This window comes from Geobacillus jurassicus NBRC 107829 (assembly GCF_001544315.1).
Taxonomy (GTDB): Bacteria; Bacillota; Bacilli; order Bacillales; family Anoxybacillaceae; genus Geobacillus; species Geobacillus jurassicus.
This window is the reverse complement of sequence record NZ_BCQG01000099.1, coordinates 1-4124: the sequence shown is the minus strand read 5'-3', so window position 1 is coordinate 4124 and position 4124 is coordinate 1. Positions and strand designations below refer to the sequence as shown.

General features: G+C 50.6%; 5 protein-coding genes. 2 read left to right on the top strand and 3 right to left on the bottom strand.

Translation table 11 applies throughout. From position 1 onward, the window contains the following. The 3 genes from GJ1_RS18885 to GJ1_RS17110 form a co-directional block, all read right to left on the bottom strand. Positions 1–185: hypothetical protein (locus tag GJ1_RS18885; protein WP_217994777.1), on the bottom strand; the 185-nt coding region annotated here is incomplete at its 3' end. Beyond that, on the bottom strand, positions 185–859 hold the full coding sequence (locus GJ1_RS17115) for a response regulator (RefSeq protein ID WP_066235063.1): 675 nt from the start codon (positions 857–859) through the stop codon (positions 185–187). The genes GJ1_RS17115 and GJ1_RS18885, both read right to left, overlap by 1 nt. After that, positions 856–2037 carry a sensor histidine kinase gene (locus tag GJ1_RS17110; protein ID WP_066235060.1) on the bottom strand — a complete coding sequence of 394 codons (1182 nt, stop codon included), beginning with the start codon at positions 2035–2037 and terminating at the stop codon, positions 856–858. The genes GJ1_RS17115 and GJ1_RS17110 overlap by 4 nt, the downstream gene beginning before the upstream one ends. A 216-nt stretch (positions 2038–2253) precedes the next feature. Between GJ1_RS17110 and GJ1_RS17105 the strand changes: the two genes are divergently transcribed. Then, positions 2254–2895 carry a YigZ family protein gene (locus GJ1_RS17105; protein ID WP_066235057.1) on the top strand — a complete coding sequence of 214 codons (642 nt, stop codon included), beginning with the start codon at positions 2254–2256 and terminating at the stop codon, positions 2893–2895. A 32-nt stretch (positions 2896–2927) separates the two neighbouring features. Then, positions 2928–3935 (top strand): LCP family protein, encoded by a 1008-nt coding sequence (locus GJ1_RS17100; RefSeq protein ID WP_066235054.1) that lies wholly within the window; start codon positions 2928–2930, stop codon positions 3933–3935. Positions 3936–4124 lie beyond the last annotated feature (189 nt).

The following is a 4124-nucleotide window of genomic DNA, read 5'->3' as shown; positions in this document are numbered from 1 at the left end:
CTCCAAATGAGGGATAGCACACCACAAAAGATCAAAACAAAGTCGCTTGCCGTTAACAACAAGACAGCTCGTCCTCCCCACGAACAAACCAAAAACGAGGCATCGCCGCCTCGATCCCCCTCAACACAGCCGTCAAATGTCCGCCATGCCAACAGCCAGTGGAAATGGAGGGGGATCATCGCCATTAGCGCACCTCAACCCAGCCGTTTTTGATCGCCACAACAACGGCCTGCGTCCGGTCGTTGACGTTTAATTTTTGCAAGATGCTGCTGACGTGGTTTTTCACTGTTTTTTCGCTAATGTAAAGCGCTTCGCCGATGGCGCGGTTGCTTTTGCCGTCCGCCAACAGCTGCAGCACTTCACACTCGCGCCGCGTCAACAAATGAAGCGGACGGCGCACCTCTTGCTTGACCGCCGCGCCGCCTCTTTCCGTCGTCAGGCGGCGATATTCGCGGATCAAGTTGTGCGTCACTTTCGGATGCAAGTACGATCCGCCTTCGGCGACGATTCTCACCGCTTCGATGAGCGTATCAGCGTCCATCTCCTTCAACAAATACCCCGTCGCCCCGGTCTGCAAAGCGCGCATGACATAGTTTTCATCGTCATGGATCGACAACACGACGACTTTCGTATCAGGATACGCTTCAATCAACTGTTTCGTCGCCTCAACACCGTTTATGTCCGGCATGTTGATATCCATCAGCACCAAATCCGGGCGGTATGTTTCGACGATCGAAAGCGCCTCGCTTCCGTCGCTTCCTTCGGCCACGACTTCAAAATCGCCTTCAAATTCCAAAATGCGCTTAATGCCCTCGCGAAACAGCTGGTGATCATCGATAATGGCGATGCGTGTTTTCATCGTTTTTTCTCCTCCTTGTTCGTCTCGTCAGTCGAACGGTCGAGCGGGACGCGAATGAATACGGTCGTTCCACCGCCGAGCTTTGAACGGATGGCCAGCGTGCCGCCGAGCAGCTCCACCCGCTCCCGCATCCCGATCAAGCCGAACGCATTTTCTTTTTTCACCGATGGATCAAACCCTTTGCCATCGTCCTTGACGCTGACAAGCAGATGGCGGCACGTCATTTCCATCTTGACATCGATATGGCGCGCTTCGGCGTGCTTTAAGGCATTTTGCACCGACTCTTGGACAAGCCGAAACACGGCCGCTTCCATCCGCGACGGCAGCCGAATTTCTTCGCCGATATGTACAAAGGAAATATGGACTCCGTTATTATATTCTTCGGTCGTTTGCAAATATTTTTTTAGCGTCGGAACCAGTCCTAAATCATCAAGCGCCATCGGCCGCAAGTCGTATATGATGCGGCGCACTTCGGACAAAGCGGAGCGCACCATTTTGCGGAAGTCGCGAATTTCGGCGATCGCCACTTCAGTCCCCCGTTCTTTGATCACTTTTTCGACGAGGTCCGACCGGAGCAACACATGGGCGAGCAGCTGCGCTGGGCCGTCATGGATTTCCCGCGACAGCCGACGCCGCTCTTCTTCCTGGGCTTCGATGATTTTCAGACCGAATTCCTGTTTTTGCTTCGCTCCTTCAATGAGTTCGCCGACTTGGCGGAAATCGTTGTTTAAATAATTGAGCACGACGGTAATCTGCCCGACTAAGCGGTCGGCGCGCTCAATGATTTGCATCAAGCCCGCCAGCCGCCGCTCGAGCTCATCGCGGCGCAGGCGCAACTGTTTCTCCCGCTCGCGCACCATTGCCAACTTCATATGCAAGTCATGAGCCTGTTCATACGCCTTGCGAATATCTTGCTCCGAGTGGGAGAAAAAGTTTTGGCTCACATCCGACAGGCGGCGGCGCGCCCGGCGCGCCTCCATTTCGAGCCGGTCCGCTTCTTTGATCGTCTGCACCGTCAGCTGCTTTACCTCCTCGAGCTCGCGAAGCAAACGGTCATGCTCTTGGCGCGACTGCTCACCGATGCGAAAAATTTCATCTTTGCTATGTTGAACAGTGTCGATCATTTTTTCGACAATCTGATCTAACTGCTTCACATCCCAACGTTTTTCCTCTGCCATTTGCTAACCTCCAGCAGCGCTGCCAAACAATGCGCATGGGCGCCAACAAAATTTGTTTGAAGGAAAAAAGTTGTCGATTTATAATAATAAAAGCATGCTCTATCTATTGCTCTTTTATTTTTAGTTTACCATATTGAGAACAGAGCGCTAGCCGTTCGTGCAAAAAAATGAACAAATAAACCGTTTGCACGATGTTGATCGTTGAGGTGTTTCGCTTTGTTGCAAAAATATTACACGGTTAAAGGATACGGTGAACACGAAATCGTGATTGAAAAATCACGGTTTATCTGCTATGTCAACCGCGCGGAAACGGAAGAAGAGGCCGTCGCCTTTATTCAACAGATCAAGAAGAAGCATTGGGACGCCACCCACAACTGCTCCGCCTATTTGATTGGGGAGCATGATCAAATCCAGAAGGCAAACGACGACGGAGAGCCGAGCGGCACTGCAGGCGTGCCGATGCTTGAAGTGCTGAAGAAAAAAGGGCTGAAAGACACCGTTGCCGTCGTCACCCGCTATTTCGGCGGCATCAAGCTCGGTGCGGGCGGGTTGGTGCGCGCCTACAGCCGCGCCGTCGCCGAAGGCTTGAACGCCGCCGGCATCGTCGAGCGTCGGCTCATGCGCATCATGCATGTGACGATCGATTATCCATGGCTTGGGAAAGTGGAAAATGAGCTGCGCTCGTCGATATATAGCATCAAACATATTCATTACGCTGACCGCGTCACGTTTGACGTTCTCGTTCCTGAGGACAGCCAGCCTTCGTTCAGCGAATGGATGACTGAATTGACAAACGGAAGGTCCGACATTCAATCAGGAGCAACAGAATATGCCGAACAGCTGCTTCCGCCTTCCTAAAACGAAACCGTAAAAGAAAGAAGGGTTAAACGATGAATCATACAAGAAAAACAGTGAAAAAGCGAAAGAAAAAAAAGCGGCTCCGCCGACTATTTTTGCTTGTGTTTCTTCTTTTGCTCGGGGGCGTCGGCGCTTTTGGCTACAATATTTACTCCGAGACGAAACAGGCGTCAAGCAAAATTTATCAAGCTCTCGATCCATCGGGCGAGCCGCCGAAGGATATTGAAATGCGCAAAGATCCGTTTACCGTGCTGTTGGTTGGAGTGGAAAACCAATACCACGACGAGGAAGGACGGTCGGACGTCGTCATGCTTTTGACCGTCAATCCGAAAACGAACAAAGTGTATTTGTTGAGCATTCCGCGCGACACGCGCGTTTACATTCCGAGCGAAGGTCGGAAAGACAAAATCACCCATTCCTACAGTCATGGAGGTATTCAATCGACGATTGAAGCCGTCAATGAGCTTATCGATGTTCCAATCGACTATTACGTGACAACCGATTTTGAAGGATTTGAAAAAGTCGTCGATTCCCTCGGCGGCATCACGGTGGACGTTCCGTTTACGTTCAAAGCCCAATTGACCGGCTCGCTCAAATGGCATACGTTCCATAAAGGCGAACAAGAGTTGAACGGCAACGAAGCACTCGCCTATGTGCGCATGAGAAAATCGGACCCTCGCGGCGATCTTGGGCGGAATGAACGGCAGAAACAAGTCATCCGTGCCATTATTGACAAAAGCACATCTATTGCTTCGCTGCCGAAGCTCGATGATGTTATCGCCAATTTGGGAGATCACGTACGCACAAACATTCCCCCGTCCGAGCTGTTGTCATTCGTCTATGTCTATCAAAAGATGAAAAATGCGGACGTACAAAATCTGCATCTAGAAGGATACGATGAAACGATCAACGGCGTATACTATTACATTCCGGATGAGCAATCGGTCAGCTCCATCAATGAAACATTGCACCAAGCACTCGATGGGTCAAATACATCTCTCACGCGCAACGATCAACCATCGGCACAAAACCAACATTAACAACCGCTAGGAAGAGGGGCTGGCTCAAAACTCACATTTCGCACCCTAACAAGGTAGAAACAAAGGATTTTTTATTTAGTTTTTCAGAATAACTTTTTGACCAACACAACAAGCGATGGCAATCCTTTTTTTACCATCGCTAGTCGTTCCGTATAACCTTTACAAGTAAATGCTCTCATCCATCCCTAA